Here is a 23,173-nt window from a genome sequence, read left to right as displayed (position 1 = left end):
TACACTCCTGGAGCCCGATTCGCGCTTGTTGTCCGCACCAGACTAGAACCGCCCCCGGCCGCGATCACGACCGGGGGCGGGTGTCACGTGCGGGAAGGCGTACGGTCGCGCACGGGAGCCGTCAGAGCACGCACTCCGCCTCGGCGTAGCGGTCGGCCGGGACCGTCTTGAGGGTCTCCACGGCCTGCGCCAGCGGGACCATCGCGATGTCCGTGCCGCGCAGCGCGGTCAGCATGCCGAACTCGCCGCGGTGCGCCGCCTCCACCGCGTGCCAGCCGAAGCGGGTCGCGAGGACGCGGTCGTACGCGGTCGGGGTCCCACCGCGCTGGACGTGGCCGAGGATGACCGGACGGGCCTCCTTGCCGAGCCGCCGCTCCAGCTCCACGGAGAGCTGGTTGGCGACGCCGGTGAAGCGCTCGTGGCCGTAGATGTCGGTGCCGGCGGTCTTGAACTCCATCGAGCCCTCGCGCGGCTTCGCGCCCTCCGCGACCACCACGATCGCGAACCGCTTGCCGTCCGCGAAGCGCGAGCCGACCCGGGCGGTCAGCTCGTCCATGTCGAAGGGGCGCTCGGGGACGACGACGGCGTGCGCGCCGGCCGCCATGCCGGAGTGCAGCGCTATCCAGCCGGTGTGGCGGCCCATGACCTCGACGACCAGGACCCGCTGGTGGGACTCGGCGGTCGTCTTCAGCCGGTCGAGGGCCTCGGTGGCCACGGTGACGGCCGTGTCGAAGCCGAAGGTGACGTCGGTGGAGGCGATGTCGTTGTCGATGGTCTTCGGGACGCCGACGATCGGGAGGCCCGCCTCGGAGAGCAGGTTCGCCGCCTTCAGGGTGCCCTCGCCGCCGATCGGGATGATGGCGTCGAGTCCGAGGTCCGCGACGTGGCCCCGGGCGCGCTCGACGCCGTCGACCAGGTGCGCGGGCTGGACCCGCGAGGAGCCGAGGATGGTGCCGCCGCGGGCGAGGATGCCTCCCACCGCGTCCAGGTCCAGCTTGCGGTAGTCGCACTCCAGGAGGCCCTTCCACCCGTCGTGGAAGCCGATGACCTCGTCGCCGTGGTCCACCACGGCACGGTGCACGACGGACCGGATGACAGCGTTCAGACCGGGGCAGTCTCCGCCGGAGGTGAGCACGCCAATGCGCATAGCCCAAAAACCTTTGCAACGTGGGCCGACTCCCGGACCACGTCGTCCGGCTGGATCCCCGCCACCCTATCGCCGCGGGGTGGCGGGGCCGAACCGGTTGTCCGCACCGTGGACAGCGTACGTGCGTACGAGGGGCGCGGACGGGCCGTGCGGGCGGGTCAGGCGGGCTGCGTGGCCGCCGCGATGCGCTCGGCGCGCAGCGCCTCGTACCAGCGGTCGTCGGTCGGCGGCAGCGCGTTCACGTCGAGGGCCAGCTTCAGGAGCAGGTCCGCGATCTGCGGGTTGCGGGCCATGACGGGGCCGTGCATGTACGTGCCGAAGACGGTGTCGTTGTACGCGCCCTCGGTGCCGTCGCCGGTGCCGTTGCCCTTGCCGAGGACGGTCCGGGCGAACGGCCGGGCCGTCGGGCCGAGGTGGGTGATGCCCTGGTGGTTCTCGAACCCGGTCAGCTGGGGCAGGCCCAGGCGCGGGTCGATGTCCGCGAGGACGTCGCCGACGCACCGCTCGCCCTCGCCGCGGGTCGAGATCACGTCGATGAGCCCGAGGCCGGCCTCGCGCTCGCCGAGGTCGTTGATGAACTCGTGGCCCAGGATCTGGTAGCCGGCGCAGACCGAGAAGATGATCGCGCCGTTGGAGGCGGCCCGGCTCAGGCCGCCGTCCCGCCGCAGCCGCTCGGCCGCGAGCCGCTGCGGACGGTCCTCGCCGCCGCCGATCAGGTAGATGTCGCCCGAGGTCGGCACCGGCTGGTCGCTGCGGACGTCGACGCGCTCGACGCTGAGGCCGCGCTGGAGGGCACGGCGCTCGACGACGAGGACGTTGCCCTGGTCGCCGTAGGTGCTGAGCAGGTCCGGGTAGACCCAGACCAGGCGCAGGCTGCTGTCAGTCATGCTGCATGTCCTCTACGGGTCAGTTGCCGACGCGGCGGCGGACGTCCTGGAAGGCGGTGTAGTTGGCGATCAGCTCGATCTGCCCGGGCGGGGCCATCGTGACGGCCTCGTCGAGGGTGTCGCAGACGCGGAAGTCCACGCCCGCGACCTCCAGGCGGACCGCCAGGTCGAGCCGGCGGTCGCCGATCACCATGATCGGGTGGCCGGCGAGCCGGCCGTAGTCGACGTCCCACAGCCAGGAGGTGTCCGTGCCGTCGGCGCCGCGCGCGTTGACGGAGAGGATCACCGGGGCCGGCGGGCCGTCGATGAGGGAGAACGTCTCCAGCCAGCCGGCTGGGTTCTTCGCCAGGAGCAGACGCAGGTCGCGGTTCTGGAAGGAGACCACGTCGTAGCGGCCGGCGACGGCCTGCACCTGGTACATGCGCTCCAGGGCCACCTGCGGCGGCACCCCGAAGACGGCGGCGACGGCGGCCGAGCTGGTGGCGTTCGCCTTGTTGGCGCGGCCGGGCAGCTGGAGGCGGATCGGCCAGGCCGAACCGTGCGGGTCGAGCACGTGGTCGCCGCTGAGCGCCCAGCTCGGCGCGGGGCGCCGGAAGCCGCACTCGCCGCAGAACCAGTCGTCGCCGGGGCGCTGCATCACACCGCCGCAGGCGGGGCACGACCAGGCGTCGTCCTTCCACTCCTGGCCCGCGGCGACCCACACCACGTTCGGGGAGGAGGAGGCGGCCCACACGATCAGCGGGTCGTCGGCGTTGGCGATGACCACGGCCTTGGTGCCGTTGAGGCCCTCGCGCCACTTCTCGGCGAGCATCCGGGTCTCGGCGGCGCGGTCGAGCTGGTCGCGGGAGAGGTTGAGCAGCGCGATCGCCTTGGGCGTGGTGTCCCGGGCGACGCCCGCCAGGTACTTCTCGTCGACCTCGATCACGCCGTACTTGGAGTCCGAGCCGCCGGCGAGCGCCGAGGTGATGCCCGCGGGCATGTTCGCGCCGAGCGCGTTCGAGACGACGGGGCCGGCGGCGCGCAGGGCCTCCGCGATCAGCCGGGTCGTCGTCGTCTTGCCGTTGGTCGCCGACACCAGGACGACGTCCAGATGCTGGGCGAGGCGCCCGAGGAGGTCGGGGTCGAGCCTCAGCGCGACCTTGCCGCCGATCACCGATCCGCTTCCGCGACCCGCCGCCCGCGACACCGCGGCCGCGGCCCTGCCCGCCGTCACGGCCAGCTTGGCGCGCGGCGACAGCGGCTCTGGATTACCGGGGTGTCCTGACATCGTTCTTGTTCCTCCTCGCGTCGGTCCGGGCTCAGCCTATCGAGATCCGGCCAGGAGCCCGAACAGCGGCACCGCCGAGCGATCCTACGAAACAGGCAGGTCACGGCGGACCGTACCCTTACCGGCATGCGAAACCGCCCCATCCCCGGCAGTTCCGGCCTGGTCCGAGCGATGACCCTGCTCGGCGATCCCGTGCTGCACGCGCCCTGCGCGCCCGTCACCGACTTCGGACCCCGACTGGCCCGGCTGGTCGAGGACATGTTCGCCACGATGTACGCGGCGAACGGGGTGGGCCTGGCGGCGAACCAGGTGGGCGTCGGCCTGCGGGTCTTCGTGTACGACTGCCCCGACGACGAGGAGGTCCGCCACCTGGGGCACGTGGTGAACCCGCGCCTGGTGGAGACGGACGGAGACGTGGTCAGGGGGCCGGAAGGGTGCCTCTCCCTGCCGGGCCTGGAGGCCCCGACGCCCCGTTTCGACCGCGCGGTGGTGGAGGGCGTGGACCTGGACGGGGCTCCGGTACGGGTCGAGGGCACGGGTTTCTTCGCCCGCTGCCTCCAGCACGAGGCCGACCACCTGGCGGGCGGGGTCTACGCGGACCACGTCACGGGGTGGCGGAGGTCACGTCTGCTGCGTGCGGTCCGCAAGCAGCCGTGGGGCGGCGGGGCGTCGGTACTGAAGGGCTGAGGGGTCCTTCACGGGCCTTCCGGGCGGGCCCGCCGAACGGGGGCCTTCCCGGCGAGGGGCCTCCCGGCGAGGCCTCCGGGCGGGCCCTAGAAGCCCGGTCCGTCCGCGCGGTCGTCGGCCTCGGCCAGACGGCCCCAGAGGAGGTCCGCCAGGCTGTGGACCAGCTCGGCGCGGGAGCAGGGGCGCTCGCCGAGCCACCAGTCGCCGGCCGCGTGCATCATGCCGACGATGCCGTGGCCCCAGATCCGGGCCTGGGCCTCGGCGGCGGGGCCCAGGTCGACGCGTTCGGCGATGACCTGGCCGAGCTCCTCGCCCATGCGGCGCAGCAGCGGGGCCGAGTGGCGGCCGACGTCGAAGCCCTGCTCGTTCTGGTGGGGCTCCTCGGCGGGGTGCATGAGGAAGCGGTAGACCTGCGGCATCGCCTCGATCGAGGCGAGGTAGGTGTCGAGGGTGGACTCGACCCGGCGGCGCCGGTCGGAGGGGGCGTCGAGCGCGGCCCGCAGGGCGTCGAGGAGCGCGTCGGTGTGCCGGGTGGCGAGGGCGCGGTAGAGACCGCCCTTGTCGCCGAAGTGCCGGTAGAGGATCGGCTTGGTGATGCCGGCCTCGGCCGCGATCGCGTTCATGGAGGCCTTGGGGCCGTCCCGGAGCACCACCCGGTCCGCCGCCTCCAGCAGTTCGCGCCGCCGCTGCTCGGCGGGCGTCTGCTGGTCGGTGGTCCGGTGCGCGATGTCCATGTGCCTGTCTCCCCGGCCGTACGGTTCTCGGTCCCGCGGTTGCGCGGTCCTGTGTTTGTCGGGCCGTCGCAACGTAACACCCGGTCCGGTCCGGATGCGGGCCGGGCCGAACCGCTTCCCCGCAGGTTGACAGCCCCTACCCGGCGGTAACAGACTGCTGTTACCGCAAGTAACATACTGCTGGGAGGGAAAATGGGCGAGTTCACGTTCGAACTCAACGAGGACCAGAAGCAGGTGCGCGACTGGCTCCACGGCTTCGCGGCCGACGTCATGCGCCCCGCGGCCGCCGAGTGGGACGAGCGTGAGGAGACCCCCTGGCCGATCATCCAGGAGGCGGCCAAGCTCGGAATCTACTCCCTCGACTTCTACGCCCAGCAGTTCTTCGACCCGACCGGCCTCGGCATCCCCATGACGATGGAGGAGCTCTTCTGGGGCGACGCGGGCATCGCCCTCTCCATCGTCGGCACCGGCCTCGCCGCCGTCGGCGTCCTCGCCAACGGCACCGAGGAGCAGATCGGCACCTGGGTCCCGCAGATGTACGGCGACGCGAACGACGTCAAGGTCGCCGCCTTCTGCTCCTCCGAGCCCGACGCCGGCTCGGACGTCGCCTCCATGCGCACCCGGGCCGTGTACGACGCGGCCAAGGACGAGTGGGTCCTCAACGGCACCAAGACCTGGGCGACCAACGGCGGCATCGCCAACGTCCACGTCGTCGTCGCCGTCGTCGACCCGGAGCTCGGCTCCAAGGGCCACGCCTCCTTCATCGTGCCGCCGGACACCCCCGGCCTCTCCCAGGGCCAGAAGTTCCAGAAGCACGGCATCCGCGCCTCCCACACCGCCGAGGTCGTCCTGGAGGACGTCCGGATCCCCGGCCACTGCCTGCTCGGCGGCAAGGACAAGCTGGACGAGCGCCTCGCCCGCGCCCGGGAGAAGGCGAAGGCGGGCGGCATGGGGGTCCCCCCGGCCAAAGGCTGGGGGAGCGTGAAGAACGCCGCCATGGCCACCTTCGAGGCCTCCCGCCCCGCCGTCGGCGCCATGGCCGTCGGCACCGCCCGCGCCGCGTACGAGGTGGCCCTCGACTACGCGAAGACCCGCGTCCAGTTCGGCCGCCCGATCATCGAGAACCAGGGCGTCGCCTTCCAGCTCGCCGACATGGCCACCCGGATCGACGCGGCCCGCCTGCTGGTCTGGCGCGCCTCCTGGATGGCGACGGCCGGCCGGCCCTTCACCTCGGCCGAGGGCTCCATGTCCAAGCTGTACGCCAGCGAGGTCGCCAAGGAGGTCACCGCCCAGGCCATCCAGATCCTCGGCGGCAACGGCTACACCCGCGAGTACCCGGTGGAGCGCATGCACCGCGACGCCGCCATCTACACGATCTTCGAGGGCACCAGCGAGATCCAGCGCCTGGTCATCAGCCGGACCATCGCCAAGTAAGTCAGGTGCCGGTGGCGCCTGCCCGCCCCGCACCCCCTCCGGGTGCGGGGCGTCCGCGTCAGAACGGCCGGAGCACGTCCCCGACCGCGTCCAGGGCGGTCCGCCACGGGTAGGCCGCCGGATCCTCCCGGCCCGGCTCGTACGGCGCGAACCCCGCCTCGCCGTACAGGACCCGCACCCCGGCGCCGCGCAGGATGTCGAGCGACCGGTCGAACCGGGGGTGCGCGGCGTACGCGGAGTTCACGCACGGCATCACCGCCATGGGGGTCCGCTTCCCGATGCCCTCGGCCACCACCCCGACGAGCCACGTGGCCGTGAGGCCGAGCGCCCACTGGTTGACCGTGTTGAAGGTGGCGGGCGCGACGACGATCGCGTCCGGCTCCGGCCACACGTCCGCCTGGCCCGGGAACGGGTGGTCCCAGCGCACGGGGTGCCCGGTGAGGGCGGCGAGGCCGTCGAGGGAGCCGGCGAGCCAGCGGGCCGCCGTCGGCGTGAGGCCGAGGCACACGTCCCAGCCGTCGGCCTGCGCCTCCTCGACGACCCGGGCGACGTCGAAGACGGGTGGGGCGGCACTGCTGAACAGGTACAGGGTCCGATCGTTCATGACCGCCATCCGATCATACGGAAGTCATGGGGAAGCGGCCCCGGTTCGGACTCAGTCCTTCCGCTTCTTGTCGCGGAGGTGCAGCGAGCGCAGGACTGCCTCCAGGGCGAAGCGGCGGTCGGGGTCGAGGAGCCGGTCGCCGAAGTGGTTGTCCAGGTTCCGCAGGCGGTAACGGACCGTCTGGGCGTGCACGCCCAGCATCTCGCCGACCTGCTCGGCCGGGGCCCGGGTGGAGACGTGGACGCGCAGGGTCTCGATCAGCCGGTCGCGCCGGCTTCCGGACAGCCCGTCGAGCGGGGCCAGTTCGCGTGCGGCGAGGTGGTGCGTGAGCGCCGGGTCGGAGAGCAACCACAACGTTGTCAGATGCTCCTCGCAGTGCACGAGGGGAGCGTCCGCCACCAGGCCGTCGTCGATGAGCTGGAGGACGCGCCGCGCCCAGCGGACGGAGTGGGCGGCCTGCGCCGGAGGCACGGTCAGACCGACGACGGCGGGGGTGCCGGCCAGCGCCGATTCGAGCATCGCGAGGCGCTCGGCGGTCAGCGGGCCGGGGATCAGCACGTGCGGCTGGGGGAGGCTGAGGTCGGCGAGGACGTCCCGGTCGAGGCCGGCCTGGACGAGTTCGGCGACCGGGGCCCGTAAGGCGACCATCGTGCACTCGGCGGGCAGCTCCCAGGAGGCCTCGCGGCACAGCTCGGCGATGGTCGTCCGGGGCAGCGGCGGACCGGCGAGGACGAGGTGGAGGAGCTGTCTGCGCAGCGCCGCCGTGTCGGACACCGCCCGCCCCTGGACCATGACGTATCCCTCGCGGGACAGCGCCTCCAGCTCCTCGACGTAGGCGAAGAGGGCGTCCGCGAAGGCCAGGATGAGGGTGGGGGAGAGGTTGTACGTGCGCCCGATGCTCTTGGCCCGGCGCAGCGCGATGCGGGCGCCGAGGCGGTAGGCGCCCTGCAGGGTGTCGAGGTCGCGGCCCTCGTAGGCCTCCACCCGGCCGAACTTGCGCAGCAGTTCGTCGCGGAGGGCCGAGTTCGTCCCGGGGTCGGCGACCCGGTCCACGAAGGCCGCCAGGGCCTGCTCCACGCCCTGGCGGATCGCGTCCGAGTGGGGCCCGTTGAAGAGGTGGGCGTACACGGGATAGGTCCGCTGGACCTCCACGCCGATCTCCTTGATGAGTCCGGGGATCTCCGGCCTCATCAGATCGGCGAACTCCCGGGGGAGCGGGTCGAGGGGTTCACCGACGCTCGGCGGCTGTGCGATAGCGGGCATGGACCGATCCCTTGCTCTTCTGCGCGACCGGTGGGGGAACGGCGGTGCGGCGCCCTGCCCGGAGTACGGGGCGCCGCCACGGCCGTCAGGTGCGTACCTGCGGGGACTGCTGAAGCTAGGACAACTGCTGGGTGGTGTACACAACTTGCGCAGGAGTTGGTGTCCCCGGGAGGGCGTGCGCCGCCGACTAGGCCGGGAATCGTCCCTGAGTGGCTGTTACTTGACGGCGGAGTGCCAGCTCCGGGAGAAGATCTTCCCGGCGTCGGGGGCGACGACGCCCGGCGCGTACAGGCCGGTCAGATAGGTCTGGGTGTTGTTGAGGACGAGGCTGTTCTTCCCGGCGGGGGAGGGCAGGCCCGTCTTGAGGTTGACCGCGCCGTCGATCAGGCCGAGCAGCCCGAGGCCGCAGCCGCTGGCGCCGGGGACGGCGAAGGTGTTGTCGCCCTGGGTGGAGCCGAGGAGGTTGAGGCGGCTCAGGTCGCCCTCCTCGTTCGCGGTGCCGTCGGCGTCGAAGCGCTCGACGCCGAACTCGGGCGCCGTGAAGTTGCGCGGGCGCAGGACGATCGGGTTGGCCTTCGTCCCGATGTAGCAGTTGCTGCCGAGGAACGGGTTCTCCAGGTGGATCCGGACCGGGAGGGTGACGATCGGCTGGTCGGTGAGGACGCCCGCGATCTGGTCGAAGTCCGAGGGGGAGCCGACCGACTCCATGGTGGCGGTGATCTTGTTGAGCTTCCCGTCGGACAGCTGCTTGCAGATGCTGGTGATGAACGGGATGTCGCTCGGACACATCAGGCCGAGCAGGCCGCCGGGGACGGTGGCGGAGTCGGCGATGATCGCGCCGGCGGGCGGGGCGACGACCGCGCTGGTGCCGTCGGCGTTCTGGATGGTGCCGAGCTGGAGGTTGGTCCTCCCCGTGTTCACGGTCGTCTTGCCCAGCTTGATGGAGCCGCTGAGGGAGAAGGAGGTGACGCACTGCGGCGCCTTGTCGAGGCCGTCGGTGGCGAGCATCGCCGGGGCGTCGACCGGGCAGCGGGTGAACGGCCCCCAGCCGCCGTTCAGTTCGGGAGCGGCGGCGGTGGCCGTGCCCATGGAGGCGAAGGCGCCGAGGGCGGTGAGGGCGGAGACGGCGGCCGTCTTCGTGCGGCGGGAGACGAGGGGCATGGCGGAGGCCTTTCCGGCGAGAGGGGATGAGAGGGGGGCGGAACGTGCGGGGGATCAGCGTTCGGGCCTGGGCACCTGGCGGGGCTGGAGGTCTTCGGTGCAGTTCTCCATGGTGGGTTCCTCGACGCCGACGTTGCAGGTCTGGCCCTGGATCTGCTTCACGTGGTTGCCGGGGCCGGAGATGGACGCGGTGAGGAGCCGGTCGAGGGACTCGCCCTTGGTTCCGCAGCCCTTGAAGGCGGGGATGGTCACCTCCCCGGTGAGCGGGCCGCCGCTGGAGAGCAGGTAGCCGACGGCGTCGGTGCCGTTGATGAGCCGGCCCTTGCCCAGGAGCACCAGATGGTCTCCGGGGTACTTGGCGGGGTCGGGCTCGTGCGAGGTGAGCGGCTTCTCCGTACGGCAGGAGGGGCCGACGTCCAGCGGGGTGCCGTTCACCTCGACGCCGAGGACGCGCAGGACCAGGGGGACCCGGACGTAGGTCTCGGAGATGTTGTCGGGGAAGACCAGGAGGACGTCCGAGTCGACGGTCATGGGTCCCGTCTGTTCCAGGACCAGGGTCGCCGTGGTGGGGGCGAAGCCGAACGTCAGGAAGGTGGCCTTGAAGGGCGGGGTCTCCTTGCGTCCCTGGTAGGAGAGGGCGCCCTCCGACGGGGTGAGCAGGTGCATGCTCCCGTCCGGCCGGACCACGAACTCCGCCTGGCCCTGCTCGATGAGGACGCAGGACACCGGGATGATGTTGGCGCCGTTCAGCTTCCGGACGTTGGAGTATCCGGTGATGTACGCCGACAGCGACATGGGGGTCGGCTTCTCGGTCACGCAGGGCGGCGCGGCCGGCCGGGCTCCCGGGGCGCCGGGCGCGTCCGCGTCGGCCGCCCCCGGTCCCCGGCCCTCCCGCTGGTCGGTCCGCGGGCCCGTCGGGGCGCCGCTCGTCCCGTTCGGGGTTTCCGGCCTCGCCGGGGGCGTTCGGTTCGGCGGGAGGGACGGCAGGGGGAGGCCGGGCGAGGGGGCGGGCGACGAGGGGCCGGCCGGTGACGCGGGAGGGGAACTCGGTTCCGTGGTGGGAGTGCCGGTGGCGACCGGGACCGTGACGAGCGGCGTGCCGCCCTCCGCGTCCGGGTCGGGGGTGCAGGTGAGGGAGAGGGACGGGGGAGCGGTGGCCGCGCCGTCGGCCGTGCTCGGGGCGAGATCGAGGGCGAGGTCCCCGGCGGTGAGGACCAGGTCGCCGGCGGTGTCCGTCGTCAGGGAGGGGACGTCGCCGGTCGTGGCGAGCGCGAGGGGACCCTCGGCCGGTACGCCGACGGGTTGTGCCGTACCGCTCCAGGTCGCTTCCGCGCGCTGTCCGTTCTGGACCATGCCGACCGTGAGCCGTGACTCCGCCCGTACGGCGGCTGCCCCGAGCGCGGTCAGGTCGGCCACGGCCGCCGCGGGCAGCTCCACCGTCGTGGTGACGTCGGTCGGGCGTATCTCCTCGCCGGTGGCGGCCCGTTCGGGGAAGGCCGCCGTGATCCGCACCGTCACGGGTCGCTGTCCCGAGGGCAGGGCGCAGACATAGGGCAGCGCGGTGTCGACCTTCAGCGTCTCCGCCGCGGCGACCGCGGCCGGAAGCAGCGGGGCGAGTGCCACGAACGCGGCGATCGCCGCGCCGCGCGCGCGGGAGGGTCGGGGGAAGGGCCGGAGGCCTCTCATCTGGTGCTCCGCTCGGATCGGTCGTGCGCCGGCGGGACGGGGACCGGCGAAGGGTGCGGACAGCCCGCGAAGGCGGGAGGTCGTGCCTTACGGCTGGGATCCGACGATCGTCGGGACGGTGGTGGTGCCCGTCTTCTTGACGAGATAGCCGGCCTTGATGAGCAGACCGGCGCCGACGGGGAAGGCCGAACCGCCGTTGAGCGACTCGACGATGGGGAGTTCGCCGGCGGTGTTGTCGACGACCAGCCTGCCCGTCGCGTTGGTGTAGGTGGCGGAGGCCTTGCCCCGCACGCGGAAGACCGTGGCGCCGACGGTCAGTTTCATGTCGACGTCGCCGAGGTATCCCTTGGTCACGCCGGTCGCGGCGGTGTGGTCCTGCGCCACGAAGGTCCAGGGGGTGGTCGGGACCAGGGTGATGTTGCCCAGCACGCTGCTGCAGGGGGCTCCGGCGGCGGCGAACGCGATGGAGCCGACGGTGCCGACGGTCGCCGGGTTGCCGGTGGCGCTCCGCAACGTGGCCGTGGCGGTCGACTTCGTACACGTCCAGGTGATGCCGTTGACGCTCATGACGATGTTCGCGCCGTTCGACAGGGAGACGCCGACCGGCGAGGGACCGACCGTCCAGACGGTCGAGGGCGCCGCCGAGGCGGGGGCCGCCGTGAGGACGAGCGCGGACGTGACCGCCCCCGCGGTGAGGGCGAGCTTTCCGGTCGGTTTCTTCATGGTGGGGAGGGTCTCCTCGGGAAGTGACCTGCGGTCGGAGGCACGGACAGGCCCGCGTCCGCCCGGCCGGGATCGCCGGCCGGGCGGACGCGGGAGGTCGCGCCTTACGGGTTGGAGCCGACGATCGTCGGGATGACGGTGGTGCCCGTCTTCTTGACGAGGTAGTCGCCCTTGAAGGTCGGCTTGGCGCCGACCGGGACGGCGCTGCCGCAGCCGGTCGACGAGACGACGGTCAGCTCGCCGGCGAGGCTGTTGACGGAGAGCTTGCCCGTCGAGTTGGTGTACGTGCCGGACGCCTTGCCCGTGACGCGGAAGACGCAGGCGCCGACGGTCACCTTGGCGTCGACGTTGCCGACGTAGCCCTTGGTGACGCCGGTCCCGGCGGTGTAGTCCTGCGCCACGATGGTCCAGGGAGTGGTCGCGACGGTGGACACGGTGCCCAGGACGCTGGTGCAGGGCGCGCCGCTGGCGCCGAAGGCGATGGCGCTGATGGAGGCGACGGTCGCCGGGTTGCCCGTGGCGCTGAACATCGAGGCCGTGGCGGTCGACTTCGTACACGTCATGGCGATGCCGTTGACGCTCAGGACGATGTTCCCGCTGTTGGTCGCGGAGGCGGCGACCGGGGACGGCGCCGGGCTGACGGTCCAGACCGTCGAGGGCACGGCCGAGGCCGGGGACACCGCGAGGGCGAACGCGGCCGAGGCGGCTCCGGCGACGACGGCGATCTTTCCGATGGGCTTCTTCATGACTCCGGGCTCTCCTTGGGGATTGACCAGCAGAGGGGTGGCCGCGTTGGAGGGGGACGAGCGGCCGGCGGCCTGCCGTTCCCTGGCCGCGAAACCTGACGTTACTTGCGGGAAACTTAGCTGAACAATGGCGAAGTCCATGATTCTTTCAAGTTGGCCTATTGCCTGTCAGGCGGGTGAGCGGTAGCGGGAACCGGCTTGGTTCCGGGGTGCGCAATGTCGACAATTATGATCGATCACCCAAGGGTCGGTAACAAGCCGTGTCGCAGCGGTCCCGACAGCCCCGAAGAGGCTCGTATTCGCTCTTGCCGATGACAAGTCGGATGGCGGAACTGTTTCCCCGATGACAAATATCAGGCCGTTCTTCCCTGTCTTCCGAAAACTCGGAGCCCGGTATTGCCCCGGGAGGTTACTCGGCCGTAACGTTCCCCGGGCGGCGCTCAGTCGCAGGTCGGCGCGTACCCACGGGCCGGTCCGGCCGCCGCTCCGGAGCGGGACTCCGGTGGCGGAGACCCGCTCGCCGGGCCTTGAGGAGAAGCGATGCCCGCTGTATCTCGGCGGAGACAAAGACCGCTCCCGACTTTGTCTCCACGGTGACAAGAACGGCAATGGATCAAGGATCGCGGCGACGCGCCTATTGTCCCGGTGATCCGCACCGACTTAACGTGCGCCCGCGGTGCACGCCCGACTCGCGCCTGCTGGAGGTGGTATGGGAATCGAAGTAGTCGTTGAGGGTCTGACCATGTCCTTCGGCAAGCAGAACATCTGGCAGGACGTGACGCTGACATTGCCGGCCGGAGAGGTGAGCGTGATGCTCGGCCCTTCCGGTACCGGTAAGACGGTCTTCCTGAAATCGCTCATAGGACTGCTGAAACCCCAGCGGGGCCGTGTCCTCATCAACGGGGTCGACATGGTCAGCAGCCCCGAACGCGACATCTACGAGACCCGCAAGCTCTTCGGCCTCATGTTCCAGGACGGGGCCCTCTTCGGCTCCATGACCCTGTTCGACAACATCGCCTTCCCGCTGCGCGAGCACACCCGCAAGCGGGAGTCGGAGATCCGCCGCACCGTCATGGAGCGGATCGAACTCGTCGGCCTCCTCGGCGCGGAGGGGAAACTGCCGGGCGAGATCAGCGGCGGCATGCGCAAGCGCGCCGGCCTCGCCCGCGCCCTCGTCCTCGACCCGCAGATCGTCCTGTGCGACGAACCCGACTCCGGACTCGACCCCGTCCGCACCGCGTACCTCTCCCAGCTGCTCATCGACCTCAACGCGCGGATCGACGCGACGATGCTGATCGTCACCCACAACCTCGACATCGCCGCCACCGTCCCCGACAACATGGGGATGTTCTTCCGGCGCGAGCTCGTCACCTTCGGCCCCCGCGAAGTCCTCCTCACCAGCGACGAACCGGTCGTCACCCAGTTCCTCGCCGGCCGCCGCGAAGGCCCCATCGGCATGTCCGAGGAGAAGGACGCCGCCACCCTCGCCGCCGAGGCGGACGGCGCCGTACGGACGGATGTGCCCCGCGTCATCGTCCCGCAGCTCGAACCCTCGCCCGGCCTGCCGCCCCGCGCGGCCGTCGCCCGCCGCCGCGAACGGGTCCTCGGCATGCTCGACCGGCTGCCGCCCGCCGCCCGCGCCGCCATCCAGGACACCTACGCGCGCGGTGCCGGAGCGCCCACCCCGCGCATGCCGGCCGCCGGGAGCGGCTCGTGATCACCGGTGCGCTGCGGCAGACCGGCCGCCTCTTCGCCCTCGCCGCCGAGGTGACCCGGGCCGTCTTCCGGCGCCCCTTCCAGTTCCGCGAGTTCATCGAGCAGTTCTGGTTCGTCGCGAGCGTCACCATCCTGCCGGCCGCGCTCGTCTCGATCCCGTTCGGCGCCGTGATCGCCCTCCAGGTCGGCTCGCTCACCCAGCAGCTCGGCGCCCAGTCGTTCACCGGCGGCGCCAGCGTCCTCGCCGTCATCCAGCAGGCCAGCCCGCTCATCGTCGCCCTCCTGATCGCCGGCGCCGGCGGCTCCGCCATCTGCGCCGACCTCGGCTCCCGCAAGATCCGGGAGGAGCTCGACGCCATGGAGGTCATGGGCGTCTCGCCCGTCCAGCGCCTGGTCGTCCCGCGCGTCCTCGCCACCATGGCGGTCGCCGTGCTCCTCAACGGCATGGTCTCCGTCGTCGGCACCCTGGGCGGCTACTTCTTCAACATCGTCCTCCAGGGCGGCACCCCCGGCGCCTACCTCTCCAGCTTCTCCGCCCTCGCCCAGCTGCCCGACCTCTACATCAGCGAACTCAAGGCCCTGATCTTCGGGTTCATCGCGGGCATCGTCGCCGCCTACCGGGGACTCAACCCCCGCGGCGGCCCCAAGGGCGTCGGCGACGCCGTCAACCAGTCCGTCGTCATCACCTTCCTGCTGCTGTTCTTCGTGAACATGGTGCTGACGGGCATCTACCTGCAGATCGTCCCGCCGAAGGGAGGCTGAGGCCGATGGCCTCCCCGTTCGTCTGGCTCGACCGCTCCGGTGACCAGCTCCTGTTCTACGTCAGGGCCCTGCTCTGGATCCCGCGAACCCTGCGCCGCTACCTCAAGGAGGTGCAACGGCTGCTCGCCGAGGTCGCCTTCGGCTCCGGCGGCCTCGGCGTCATCGGCGGCACCATCGGCGTGATGGTCGCGATGACGCTGTTCACCGGAACCGTCGTCGGCCTCCAGGGCCACGCGGCCCTCGAACAGATCGGCACCGCCGCCTTCACCGGCTTCGTCTCCGCCTACTTCAACACCCGGGAGATCGCCCCGCTCGTCGCCGGACTCGCCCTCTCCGCGACCGTCGGCGCCGGCTTCACCGCCCAGCTCGGCGCCATGCGCATCAACGAGGAGGTCGACGCCCTCGAAGGCATGGGCATCCGCTCCATGCCGTACCTGGTCACCACCCGCATCATCGCCGGCGTCGTCGCCATCGTCCCGCTCTACGCGATCGGCCTGCTCTCCTCCTACCTGGCCTCCCGCTACGTCACGGTCCTCTTCAACGGCCAGTCGGCGGGGACCTACGACCACTACTTCAACCTCTTCCTGTCACCGACGGACGTCCTCCTGTCGGTGCTCAAGGTGCTGATCTTCAGCGTGATGGTGATCATCGCCCACTGCTACTACGGCTTCCGCGCCTCCGGCGGCCCCGCCGGCGTCGGCATCGCCGTCGGCCGCTCCGTGCGCAACGCCATCGTGCTGATCAGCGTCACCGACTTCTTCCTGTCGCTGGCCCTCTGGGGCGCGACCACGACCGTGAAGGTGGCGGGGTGAGATGAGCGACACCCGAGGCACGACCCTGCGCCGCCGGTCCGCCGGCGTCGTCTTCCTGCTGGTGCCCGCCCTGCTCGCCTGGCTGGCGGTCGCCGTCTACGACAAGCGCTTCACCGCGTCCGACCCGGTCGTCGTCGAGACCGGCAGCGTCGGCAACGAGATGCACCTCGGAGCCGAGGTGAAACTGCGCGGCGTCGTCGTCGGCGAGGTCCGCGCCATCGACACCACCGGCACCGGAGCCCGGCTCACCCTCGCCATGCGGCCCGGCACCCTGGACCACGTCCCCTCCGACGTGCGCGCCCAGATGCTGCCCACCACGCTGTTCGGCGAGCGGTTCGTGGCCCTCGTACCGCCCGGGAACCCCTCGACGCGGCCCCTCGGCCCCGGAGCCGTCATCCCGGAGGACCGCTCCGGCAACGCCGTCGAACTCCAGCAGGTCCTCGACAACGTCCTGCCCCTGCTGACCGCCGTCCAGCCGCAGAAGCTCTCCGCGACCCTGTCGGCCGTCTCCCAGGCCCTGGAAGGACGCGGCGACAAGCTCGGCGACACCCTCGGCCGGCTCGACGCCCACCTGCGCGAGTTCAACCCCCACCTGCCCGCCCTCAACCGCGACCTGAAAGAACTCGTGAAGGTCAGCCACCTCTACGCGGACGCCGCCCCGGACATCGTCACCGCGCTCACCGACTTCACCACCACCAGCGGCACCCTCGCCGAGAAGGAGGCCGAACTGACCGGCACCCTCGGCGCCACCACCCGGACCGCCCAGGACCTGACCGCCTTCCTGCGCCAGAACAAGGACAACATCATCCGGCTCAGCGCCACCAGCAGGCCCACCCTGGAACTGCTCGCCGAGTACTCCCCGTCCTTCCCGTGCACCCTGCGCACCCTCGCCCAGTTCGTGCCCGCCATGGACAAGGCGCTCGGCAAGGGCACGAACCGGCCGGGGCTCCACGTGAACGTCACCACCGTGCCCTCGCGCGGCGCCTACGTCCCCGGCCGCGACACCCCCTCCTACGGCTCCGGCGGCGGCCCGCGCTGCCACCCCGTGCCCTACCTCGGCGTCCCGGCCGCACCCGCCGCCCGGGCCTCCGCCGCCGCCGGCCAGGACCTCGGGCCCGCCAACTCCCCGCAGGAGAACGACCTCGTCAACGAACTCCTCGCCCCCGCCGCGGAGAAACGGCCCGGCGACCTGCCGGACTGGAGCAGCCTCCTCGCCGGACCGGCCTTCCGCGGAGCGGAGGTGACCCTCCGATGACGAAGCCGTCCGCCCACACCCGCCGGCGCGGCCTGACCGGCACGGTCCTGAAGTCCCTCGCCTTCGTCCTGGTCACGGCGCTCGCCACCACCGTGCTCGGCTTCAGCATCGCCAACACCGGGGTCGGCTCCGCCACCCGCTCGTACAAGGCGCTGTTCACCGACGTCACCGGCCTCGCCGAGGGCGACTCCGTCCGCATCGCCGGAGTGAGGGTCGGCGAGGTGACCGACGTCCGCGTGGTCGAACGGCGCACCGCCCAGGTCACCTTCACGGTCCGCGAGGACCGCTCCCTGCCCCGCTCCGCGACCGCCGCCGTGAAGTACCTCAACATGGTCGGCCAGCGGTACGTCTCCCTCGACCGGGGCAGCGGCGACCTGACCGGAAGCCTCCAGTCCGGGGAGACCATCCCGCTGGAGCGCACCACGCCCGCCCTCGACCTCACCCTGCTGTTCAACGGCTTCAAGCCGCTGTTCGAGGGCCTCTCGCCCGCCGACGTCAACGACCTCGCCGGCTCCCTCGTCCAGGTCCTCCAGGGCGAGAGCGGCACCGTCGACAGCCTCCTGCGGCACATCGGCTCCCTCACCAAGACCGTCGCCGCCAAGGACGAGGTGATCGGCCGGGTCGTCACCCACCTCAACACCGTCCTGACCACCCTCAACACCCGCGAGGCCGGCTTCAACGAGCTCGTCGTCACCCTCCAGAAGCTCGTCACCGGCTTCAACGCCGACCGCAAGCCCCTCGGCCAGGCCGTCCAGGCCATCGGCGACCTCACCACCACGACCGCCGGACTCTTCCGGGAAGGACGCGCCCCCCTCAAGAAGGACATCCGCGAACTGGGCCGGCTCTCCGGGAACCTCGGCGACCACACCTCCCGCATCGAGGCCTTCCTCGCCAACACCCCCGCCAAGATGACCGCCCTGGCCCGCCTCTCCTCGTACGGGTCGTGGTTCAACCTCTACCTCTGCGAGGCGCGCGTGAGCGGCGTGGGAACCTCCGACGGCTCCAAGCCCCCGACCGGCGTCACCGTGACCGAATCGAGGTGCCGCGGATGAGCCCCCGCCCCCGGCTCAAGCCGGTCAAGGAGCGCAGCCCCGTCGCCGTCGCCCTCGTCGGACTCCTCCTCCTCGCCCTCCTCGCCGCCCTGGCCTACAACGTGGAGCGGCTCCCCCTCGTCGGCGGCGACACCGCCTACAGCGCCGACTTCACCGAGGCCGCCGGACTCGACGAGGGCGACGAGGTGCGCGTCGCCGGCGTCAAGGTCGGCAAGGTCACCGGCGTCGCCCTCGACGGACCCAAGGTCAAGGTGACGTTCGAGGTCGGCGACGCCTGGGTCGGCGACCGGTCGACCGCCGCCATCGCCATCAAGACCCTCCTGGGCGAGAAGTACCTGGCGCTCGACCCCCTCGGCTCCGCCCCGCAGGACCCCGGGACCCGCATCCCCCGGTCCCGCACCACCTCCCCGTACGACGTGACGCAGGCCTTCCAGGACCTCAGCGGCACCGTCGACGACATCGACACGGAGAAGCTCGCGAAGAGCTTCGAGACCATCTCCGACACCTTCAAGAACTCCCCGCCCCACGTCCGCAACGCCGCCACCGGCCTGTCCGAACTGTCCAGGTCAGTCTCCAAGCGCGACACCGAACTCGCCCGGCTCCTGGAGAACAGCAAGAAGTTCACCAAGACCCTGGAGGACAAGAAGTCCAGCTTCGAGACGCTCATCGAGGACGGCGGCTCCCTGCTCGGGGAGCTCAGGAAGCGCCGCGACGCCATCCGCGCCCTGCTCAAGGGCAGCAGGGAACTGGGCACCCAGCTCAGCGGCCTCGTCGGCGACAACGACCGGCAGCTCGGCCCCACCCTCAAGGCCCTCGGCCGCGTCACCGCCGTCCTGGAGAAGAACAGCGGCCGGCTCGACCAGACCCTCGCGCTCGTCGGCCCGTACTACCGGCTCGTCGGCAACAGCCTCGGCAACGGCCGCTGGTTCGACAGCTACCTGTGCGGCGTGGTGCCCCGGACCTACCTGCCCGAAGCCTCGCAGCCCACGACCGGATGCCTGCCGCCGAAACAGACGGCGACGGCCAAGGGGAGCGGTGAACGATGACCAAGCCCAGAACGCCCCTCGTCGCCGGACTCGCCCTCGTGGTGCTCGCCGCCTGCGGATTCGTCGCCGTACGCGTCCTCGAACCCGACGGCACCCGCATCACCGCGTACTTCGACCGGGCCGTCGGCGTCTACGCCGGCTCCGACCTGCGCGTCCTCGGCGTACGGGTAGGGGAGGTCGAGTCCGTCGAACCGCAGGGCACCCGCGTCCGCGTCCGGCTCCGCCTCGACGAGGGCGTCCGCGTCCCCGCCGGCGTCCGGGCCGCCGTCGTCGCCCCGAGCGTCGTCGCCGACCGCTACGTCCAGCTCGCCCCCGCCTACAGCACCGGCCCCGCCCTCGCCGACGGCGCCGAACTGCCGGCCTCCCGCAACCGCGTCCCCGTCGAGATCGACCAGCTCTACGCGTCGATCACCGAACTGAGCGAGGCGCTCGGCCCGAACGGCGCCAACTCCGCCGGAGCCCTCTCCGAACTGCTGGACACCGGCGCGAAGAACCTCAAGGGCAACGGCGCCTCCATCGGCACCTCCATCGAGGAGTTCGGCAAGGCCGCCAAGACCCTCGACGGCAGCAGCGAGCAGCTGTTCACCAGCCTCGGACAGCTCCAGACCTTCACCACCATGCTCAAGAAGAAGGACGGCGACGTCCGCACCGCGCAGGAACGCCTGGACGAGGTCGTCGGCTACTTCGCCGAGAACAAGGACGACCTCACCGGCGCCCTCAAGGAGCTCGGCAAGGCCCTCGCCCAGGTCAAGACCTTCATCAAGGACAACCGGGGCGAGCTGAAGAAGAACGTCGACCGGCTCGTGCCCCTCACCCAGGTCCTCGTCGACCAGCGCGCCTCCCTCGCCGAGGCCCTCGACGTCGCCCCGCTCGCCGCGGGCAACCTGATCAACGCGTACAACCCGGCCACCCGCACCCTCGACGGCCGCGCCAACCTCAACGAGATCAGCACGGGCGGACCGCTGCTCCCGCTGCCGGTGACCGGCGGCTCCGCGGCGGGCACCGGGAAGGGGGAGTGATGGGACGCGGCACCTCACCCTCCGGGAAGCTCCTCGGCGCCGGAGCCGTCGGCACGATCGCCCTCGGCCTGGGCATCGCCGTCGTCCTCGGCGTGGTCCCGTCGAACCCGATCCGGTTCGACGGCATCGAGGACCTGCCGCTGCCCGGCGGCGCCGACCTCGGCTCCCACCCCTACACGGTCACCGCCGAACTCGACGACGTGCTGAGCCTCGCGCCGCAGTCCGCGGTCAAGGTCAACGACGTCGCCGTCGGCCGCGTCGCCGCCATCGAGCTGGTGCCCGGCGGCTGGACCGCCCGGGTCATCCTGAAGATCAACGGCGACGTCCGGCTGCCCGCCGACTCCGGCGCCCGCCTGGAGCAGTCCAGCCTCCTGGGCGAGAAGTACGTCCAGCTCGTCGCACCGGGCGGGAACGCGAGCGGCACGGGTACGAACGGCGTCCAGCGGGCCGCCGCGCGCCGGAGCGGCGGCGAACTCGTCGACGGCAGCGTCATCCCGTTGGCGCGCACCAGCCGGAACACGGAGGTCGAGGAGGTCTTCGGCGCCCTGTCCCTGCTGCTCAACGGCGGCGGCGTCAACCAGCTCAAGACCATCACCCGCGAGCTCAACGCGGCGCTCCGCGGACGCGAGCCCGAGGTCCGCTCGATGCTGAAGCGGGTGAACACCCTGGTCGGCAACCTGGACGCGCACCGCGGCGACATCACCCGCGCCCTCGACGGGGTCAACCGGCTCTCCGCCACCCTCGCCGGACGCAAGAAGGACGTCGACACCGTCCTCACCGGCCTCTCGCCCGGCCTGAAGACGCTGGAGGACCAACGGGGCTCCCTGCTGACCATGCTGCGGGCCCTGGACACCCTGTCCGGCGTCGCCGTCTCCACCGTCAACGCGAGCCAGAAGGACATGGTGGCCGATCTGAAGGCCCTCGCACCGACCCTGAAGGCGCTCGCGGACGCCGGCGCCGACCTGCCCGAATCGCTCCAGGTCCTGCTGACGTACCCCTTCACCGACGAGGTGATGCGGGGCATCAAGGGCGACTACCTCAACGCCTATCTGCACCTCGCCGCCGCTCCCGGCACCGAGGTGATCCCGCCCCTGGTCCCCGGGACCGATCCCGCTCCCGAGCCCACCCCGTCGCCCCCGGAGACGACCGACCCGGAGCCCGAGCCCGAGCCGGAGCCCGAGCCGGAGCCCGAGCCGGAGCCCGGCGCCCGCCGGGGACAGGGCACCGGAACGGCCCTGCCGCTGCCCCCGGTCCGCACCGGCGGCACCCCGACCCACGGAGGCGAGAACCGGTGATCACCCGTACCGTACGGCTGAAGAACCTCGCGTTCCTCGTCATCGCCGTCCTCGTCCTCGGCTTCCTCGGCATCCGCTACGCGGACCTCGGCCGTCACGTCGGCGTCGCCGACCACTACACCGTCAAGGTCCACCTCGCCCGTACGGGAGGCCTGTTCACCCACTCCGACGTCACCTACCGCGGCGTCTCCGTGGGCCGCGTCGGCGACATCGGCCTCACCGCCGAAGGAGTCGTCGCCGAACTGCGCATCAAGAAGTCGGCCGCCCGGATCCCCGCCGACGCGCGGGCCGTGGTCGCCGGGCTCTCCGCCGTCGGCGAGCAGTACATCGACCTGCGTCCCGAGAGCGACGGCGGTCCCTACCTCGCCGACGGCGCCCGCATCGAGCAGACCGACACCCAGGTGCCGGCGCCGGTCACCGACGTGCTCGCGAGCATGAACGACCTCACCTCCTCCGTACCGCTGGAGTCCCTGCGCACGGTCGTCGACGAGTTCGGCAAGGCCTTCGAGGGACACGGCGACGACCTCCAGGTCCTCCTCGACAGCGGCAGCGGGTTCGTCCGGGCCGCCGACCGGGCGCTGCCGTCCACCGTCCGGCTCATCGACGACGGGGAGGTCGTCCTGCGCACCCAGGCCGACGAGAGCCGCGCCATCCGGGGCTTCGCCACCGGAGCGCGCGACCTCGCCGCCGCCCTCAAGGGCTCCGACGCCGACCTGCGGCGCGTCCTGACCGTCGCCCCCGACGCGGCCGGTCAGGTCAGCGGCCTCCTGCGCGACCTCGACCCGAGCCTGGGCGTCGTCCTCGCCAACCTCCTGACCACCTCGGAGGTCGCCGTCACCCGGCAGCGCGGCATCGAGGAACTGCTCGTGACGTACCCGGCGGCCGTCTCGGCCGGAGCCACCGCCGTCGACGGCGGAAAGGTGAACTTCGGCATGGCCGTCACCTTCTTCAAACCGCTGCCCTGCACCTCCGGGTACGGCGCCACGCGCTACCGCAACGGCCTCGACCTGGGGACCGCGCCCGCCCTCAACACCGGCGCGGCCTGCACGGGTTCCGCCGCGGCCGGGGTCAACGTGCGCGGCTCCGGGAACGCCCCGAAGGGCGGCCCCGTCCCCGCTCCGGCCAAGCCGGGCTCCCTGCCCTCGGGCAGCGCGAGCGGTACGGCGGGCTCGCAGCGGCAGTCCCTGCCCGGCGCGCTCGCGCTGCCGGGCCAGGGCGCGGGGCCGACGGACATGGCCGGGCTCCTCGGCCTGAACGGCGGGAGCACGCGATGAGGCGGGCGAGGATCCTCGGCGCCGGCGCCCTCGTCGTCGCCCTCGGCTTCTGCGGGACCGGCGCGTGGACCTACGCGCAGGCCCGCTCCGACGAGGGCCTCTCCTTCGGCCGCGAACGGGACGCCGCGCTCGCCGAGGGCCGGCAGCGCCTCACCGTGCTGAACACGCTCGACGCCTCGACCCGCGAGCGCGCCGCGGCGGGCGTACGGGCCTGGCGCGACGCCTCCACCGGCCCGCTCCGCACCGAACTGGGCCGCACCGAGCCCGCGGTGGGCGCCTCGGCGCGCGCCACGGTCACCGAGGCCGCCCTCACCGCGCTCGACGCGCGGGCCGGCACGGCGAAGCTCATCGCGACCGTACGCGTCGAGGTCACCCCGCGCGGGAGCGCCGCCCCGACCACCGACCGCAAGCGCCTGGAAGCCGTCCTGACGCGCACCGGCGAGGACACGTGGAAGGTCGCGGCCCTGAGCGCGGTCCCCGTCGTCGGCGCGGAGGAGAGCGAACGGAAGGAGGGCGGGGACGAGTGACACGACTACTGCGCGGAACGACCGGCCGGACCCGGGAGACTTCGGAGACCCCTGAGACCTTGGAGGCCCCCGAGAC

At 71.9% G+C, this 23,173-nt stretch carries 22 protein-coding genes; 12 read left to right on the top strand and 10 right to left on the bottom strand.

The features are described from left to right. Positions 1–121 precede the first annotated feature (121 nt). From ADL08_RS21825 to ADL08_RS21815, 3 genes are all read right to left on the bottom strand, one after another. Positions 122–1,147, bottom strand: a complete 1,026-nt coding sequence (locus ADL08_RS21825) for a 6-phosphofructokinase (RefSeq protein ID WP_053645549.1) — start codon at positions 1,145–1,147, stop codon at positions 122–124. A 158-nt stretch (positions 1,148–1,305) separates the two neighbouring features. After that, entirely contained in the window at positions 1,306–2,034 is a 729-nt protein-coding gene (locus ADL08_RS21820; protein WP_053645547.1) for a type 1 glutamine amidotransferase, read from the bottom strand. Positions 2,035–2,053: 19 nt separating this feature from the next. Further along, complete coding sequence (locus ADL08_RS21815) at positions 2,054–3,301, bottom strand: Mur ligase family protein (protein ID WP_053645544.1); 1,248 nt, start codon at positions 3,299–3,301, stop codon at positions 2,054–2,056. Positions 3,302–3,427: 126 nt separating this feature from the next. Here ADL08_RS21815 and def point away from each other — a divergent pair, with 126 nt between their 5' ends. Beyond that, entirely contained in the window at positions 3,428–3,988 is a 561-nt protein-coding gene (gene def / locus ADL08_RS21810; protein WP_053645543.1) for a peptide deformylase, read from the top strand. 86 nt (positions 3,989–4,074) lie between these two features. On the opposite strand, the gene ADL08_RS21805 is transcribed toward def, so the two are convergent. After that, complete coding sequence (locus ADL08_RS21805; RefSeq protein WP_053645541.1) at positions 4,075–4,722, bottom strand: TetR family transcriptional regulator; 648 nt, start codon at positions 4,720–4,722, stop codon at positions 4,075–4,077. 192 nt (positions 4,723–4,914) lie between these two features. Here ADL08_RS21805 and ADL08_RS21800 point away from each other — a divergent pair, with 192 nt between their 5' ends. After that, positions 4,915–6,156, top strand: a complete 1,242-nt coding sequence (locus ADL08_RS21800) for an acyl-CoA dehydrogenase family protein (protein ID WP_053645539.1) — start codon at positions 4,915–4,917, stop codon at positions 6,154–6,156. A gap of 58 nt (positions 6,157–6,214) precedes the next feature. Here ADL08_RS21800 and ADL08_RS21795 read toward each other — a convergent pair whose 3' ends face one another. The 6 genes from ADL08_RS21795 to ADL08_RS21770 all read right to left on the bottom strand — a co-directional run bounded on the left by ADL08_RS21795 (position 6,215) and on the right by ADL08_RS21770 (position 12,339). Beyond that, positions 6,215–6,760: a flavoprotein gene (locus tag ADL08_RS21795; protein ID WP_053645611.1), complete on the bottom strand. Its 546-nt coding sequence runs from the start codon at positions 6,758–6,760 to the stop codon at positions 6,215–6,217. 51 nt (positions 6,761–6,811) lie between these two features. Then, entirely contained in the window at positions 6,812–8,023 is a 1,212-nt protein-coding gene (locus ADL08_RS21790; protein WP_053645537.1) for a helix-turn-helix domain-containing protein, read from the bottom strand. Between the two features lie 216 nt (positions 8,024–8,239). Continuing rightward, positions 8,240–9,184 carry a hypothetical protein gene (locus tag ADL08_RS21785; RefSeq protein WP_053645536.1) on the bottom strand — a complete coding sequence of 315 codons (945 nt, stop codon included), beginning with the start codon at positions 9,182–9,184 and terminating at the stop codon, positions 8,240–8,242. A 54-nt stretch (positions 9,185–9,238) separates the two neighbouring features. Continuing rightward, entirely contained in the window at positions 9,239–10,870 is a 1,632-nt protein-coding gene (locus ADL08_RS21780; RefSeq protein ID WP_053645534.1) for a DUF6801 domain-containing protein, read from the bottom strand. 87 nt (positions 10,871–10,957) lie between these two features. Next, positions 10,958–11,593, bottom strand: coding sequence for a hypothetical protein (locus ADL08_RS21775; protein WP_053645532.1), 636 nt, complete (start codon positions 11,591–11,593; stop codon positions 10,958–10,960). A gap of 104 nt (positions 11,594–11,697) precedes the next feature. Next, positions 11,698–12,339 carry a hypothetical protein gene (locus tag ADL08_RS21770; RefSeq protein ID WP_053645530.1) on the bottom strand — a complete coding sequence of 214 codons (642 nt, stop codon included), beginning with the start codon at positions 12,337–12,339 and terminating at the stop codon, positions 11,698–11,700. 709 nt (positions 12,340–13,048) lie between these two features. Here ADL08_RS21770 and ADL08_RS21765 point away from each other — a divergent pair. From ADL08_RS21765 to ADL08_RS21720, 10 genes are read left to right on the top strand one after another with little or no spacing between them, the layout of a single operon-like run. Then, on the top strand, positions 13,049–14,056 hold the full coding sequence (locus tag ADL08_RS21765; protein ID WP_053645528.1) for an ABC transporter ATP-binding protein: 1,008 nt from the start codon (positions 13,049–13,051) through the stop codon (positions 14,054–14,056). After that, entirely contained in the window at positions 14,053–14,817 is a 765-nt protein-coding gene (locus ADL08_RS21760) for an MlaE family ABC transporter permease (protein ID WP_053645526.1), read from the top strand. The genes ADL08_RS21765 and ADL08_RS21760 overlap by 4 nt, the downstream gene beginning before the upstream one ends. A 5-nt stretch (positions 14,818–14,822) precedes the next feature. After that, positions 14,823–15,629 (top strand): MlaE family ABC transporter permease, encoded by an 807-nt coding sequence (locus ADL08_RS21755; RefSeq protein WP_053645523.1) that lies wholly within the window; start codon positions 14,823–14,825, stop codon positions 15,627–15,629. 1 nt (position 15,630) lies between these two features. Beyond that, entirely contained in the window at positions 15,631–16,884 is a 1,254-nt protein-coding gene (locus ADL08_RS21750) for an MCE family protein (protein ID WP_053645521.1), read from the top strand. Then, on the top strand, positions 16,881–17,936 hold the full coding sequence (locus ADL08_RS21745; RefSeq protein WP_053645519.1) for an MCE family protein: 1,056 nt from the start codon (positions 16,881–16,883) through the stop codon (positions 17,934–17,936). Before ADL08_RS21750 ends, ADL08_RS21745 begins: the two co-directional genes overlap by 4 nt. Further along, entirely contained in the window at positions 17,933–18,982 is a 1,050-nt protein-coding gene (locus ADL08_RS21740) for an MCE family protein (RefSeq protein ID WP_053645609.1), read from the top strand. The genes ADL08_RS21745 and ADL08_RS21740 overlap by 4 nt, the downstream gene beginning before the upstream one ends. Beyond that, a complete protein-coding gene (locus tag ADL08_RS21735) occupies positions 18,979–20,001 on the top strand; it encodes an MCE family protein (protein ID WP_053645517.1) in 1,023 nt (340 codons plus the stop codon). The genes ADL08_RS21740 and ADL08_RS21735 overlap by 4 nt, the downstream gene beginning before the upstream one ends. After that, on the top strand, positions 20,001–21,296 hold the full coding sequence (locus tag ADL08_RS21730; RefSeq protein ID WP_053645515.1) for an MCE family protein: 1,296 nt from the start codon (positions 20,001–20,003) through the stop codon (positions 21,294–21,296). The genes ADL08_RS21735 and ADL08_RS21730 overlap by 1 nt, the downstream gene beginning before the upstream one ends. Further along, complete coding sequence (locus ADL08_RS21725; RefSeq protein ID WP_053645514.1) at positions 21,293–22,570, top strand: MCE family protein; 1,278 nt, start codon at positions 21,293–21,295, stop codon at positions 22,568–22,570. Before ADL08_RS21730 ends, ADL08_RS21725 begins: the two co-directional genes overlap by 4 nt. Continuing rightward, the gene (locus ADL08_RS21720; protein ID WP_053645512.1) at positions 22,567–23,097 is read left to right on the top strand and encodes a hypothetical protein; all 531 of its coding nucleotides are present in this window, start codon (positions 22,567–22,569) and stop codon (positions 23,095–23,097) included. Before ADL08_RS21725 ends, ADL08_RS21720 begins: the two co-directional genes overlap by 4 nt. The last annotated feature ends 76 nt before the right edge of the window (positions 23,098–23,173 follow it).

The sequence above is a fragment of the Streptomyces sp. NRRL F-6492 genome (genome assembly GCF_001280125.1).
Lineage (GTDB): Bacteria > Actinomycetota > Actinomycetes > Streptomycetales > Streptomycetaceae > Streptomyces.
The sequence above is the reverse complement of the archived record's forward strand: the minus strand, read 5'-3'. Positions and strand labels throughout refer to the sequence as shown.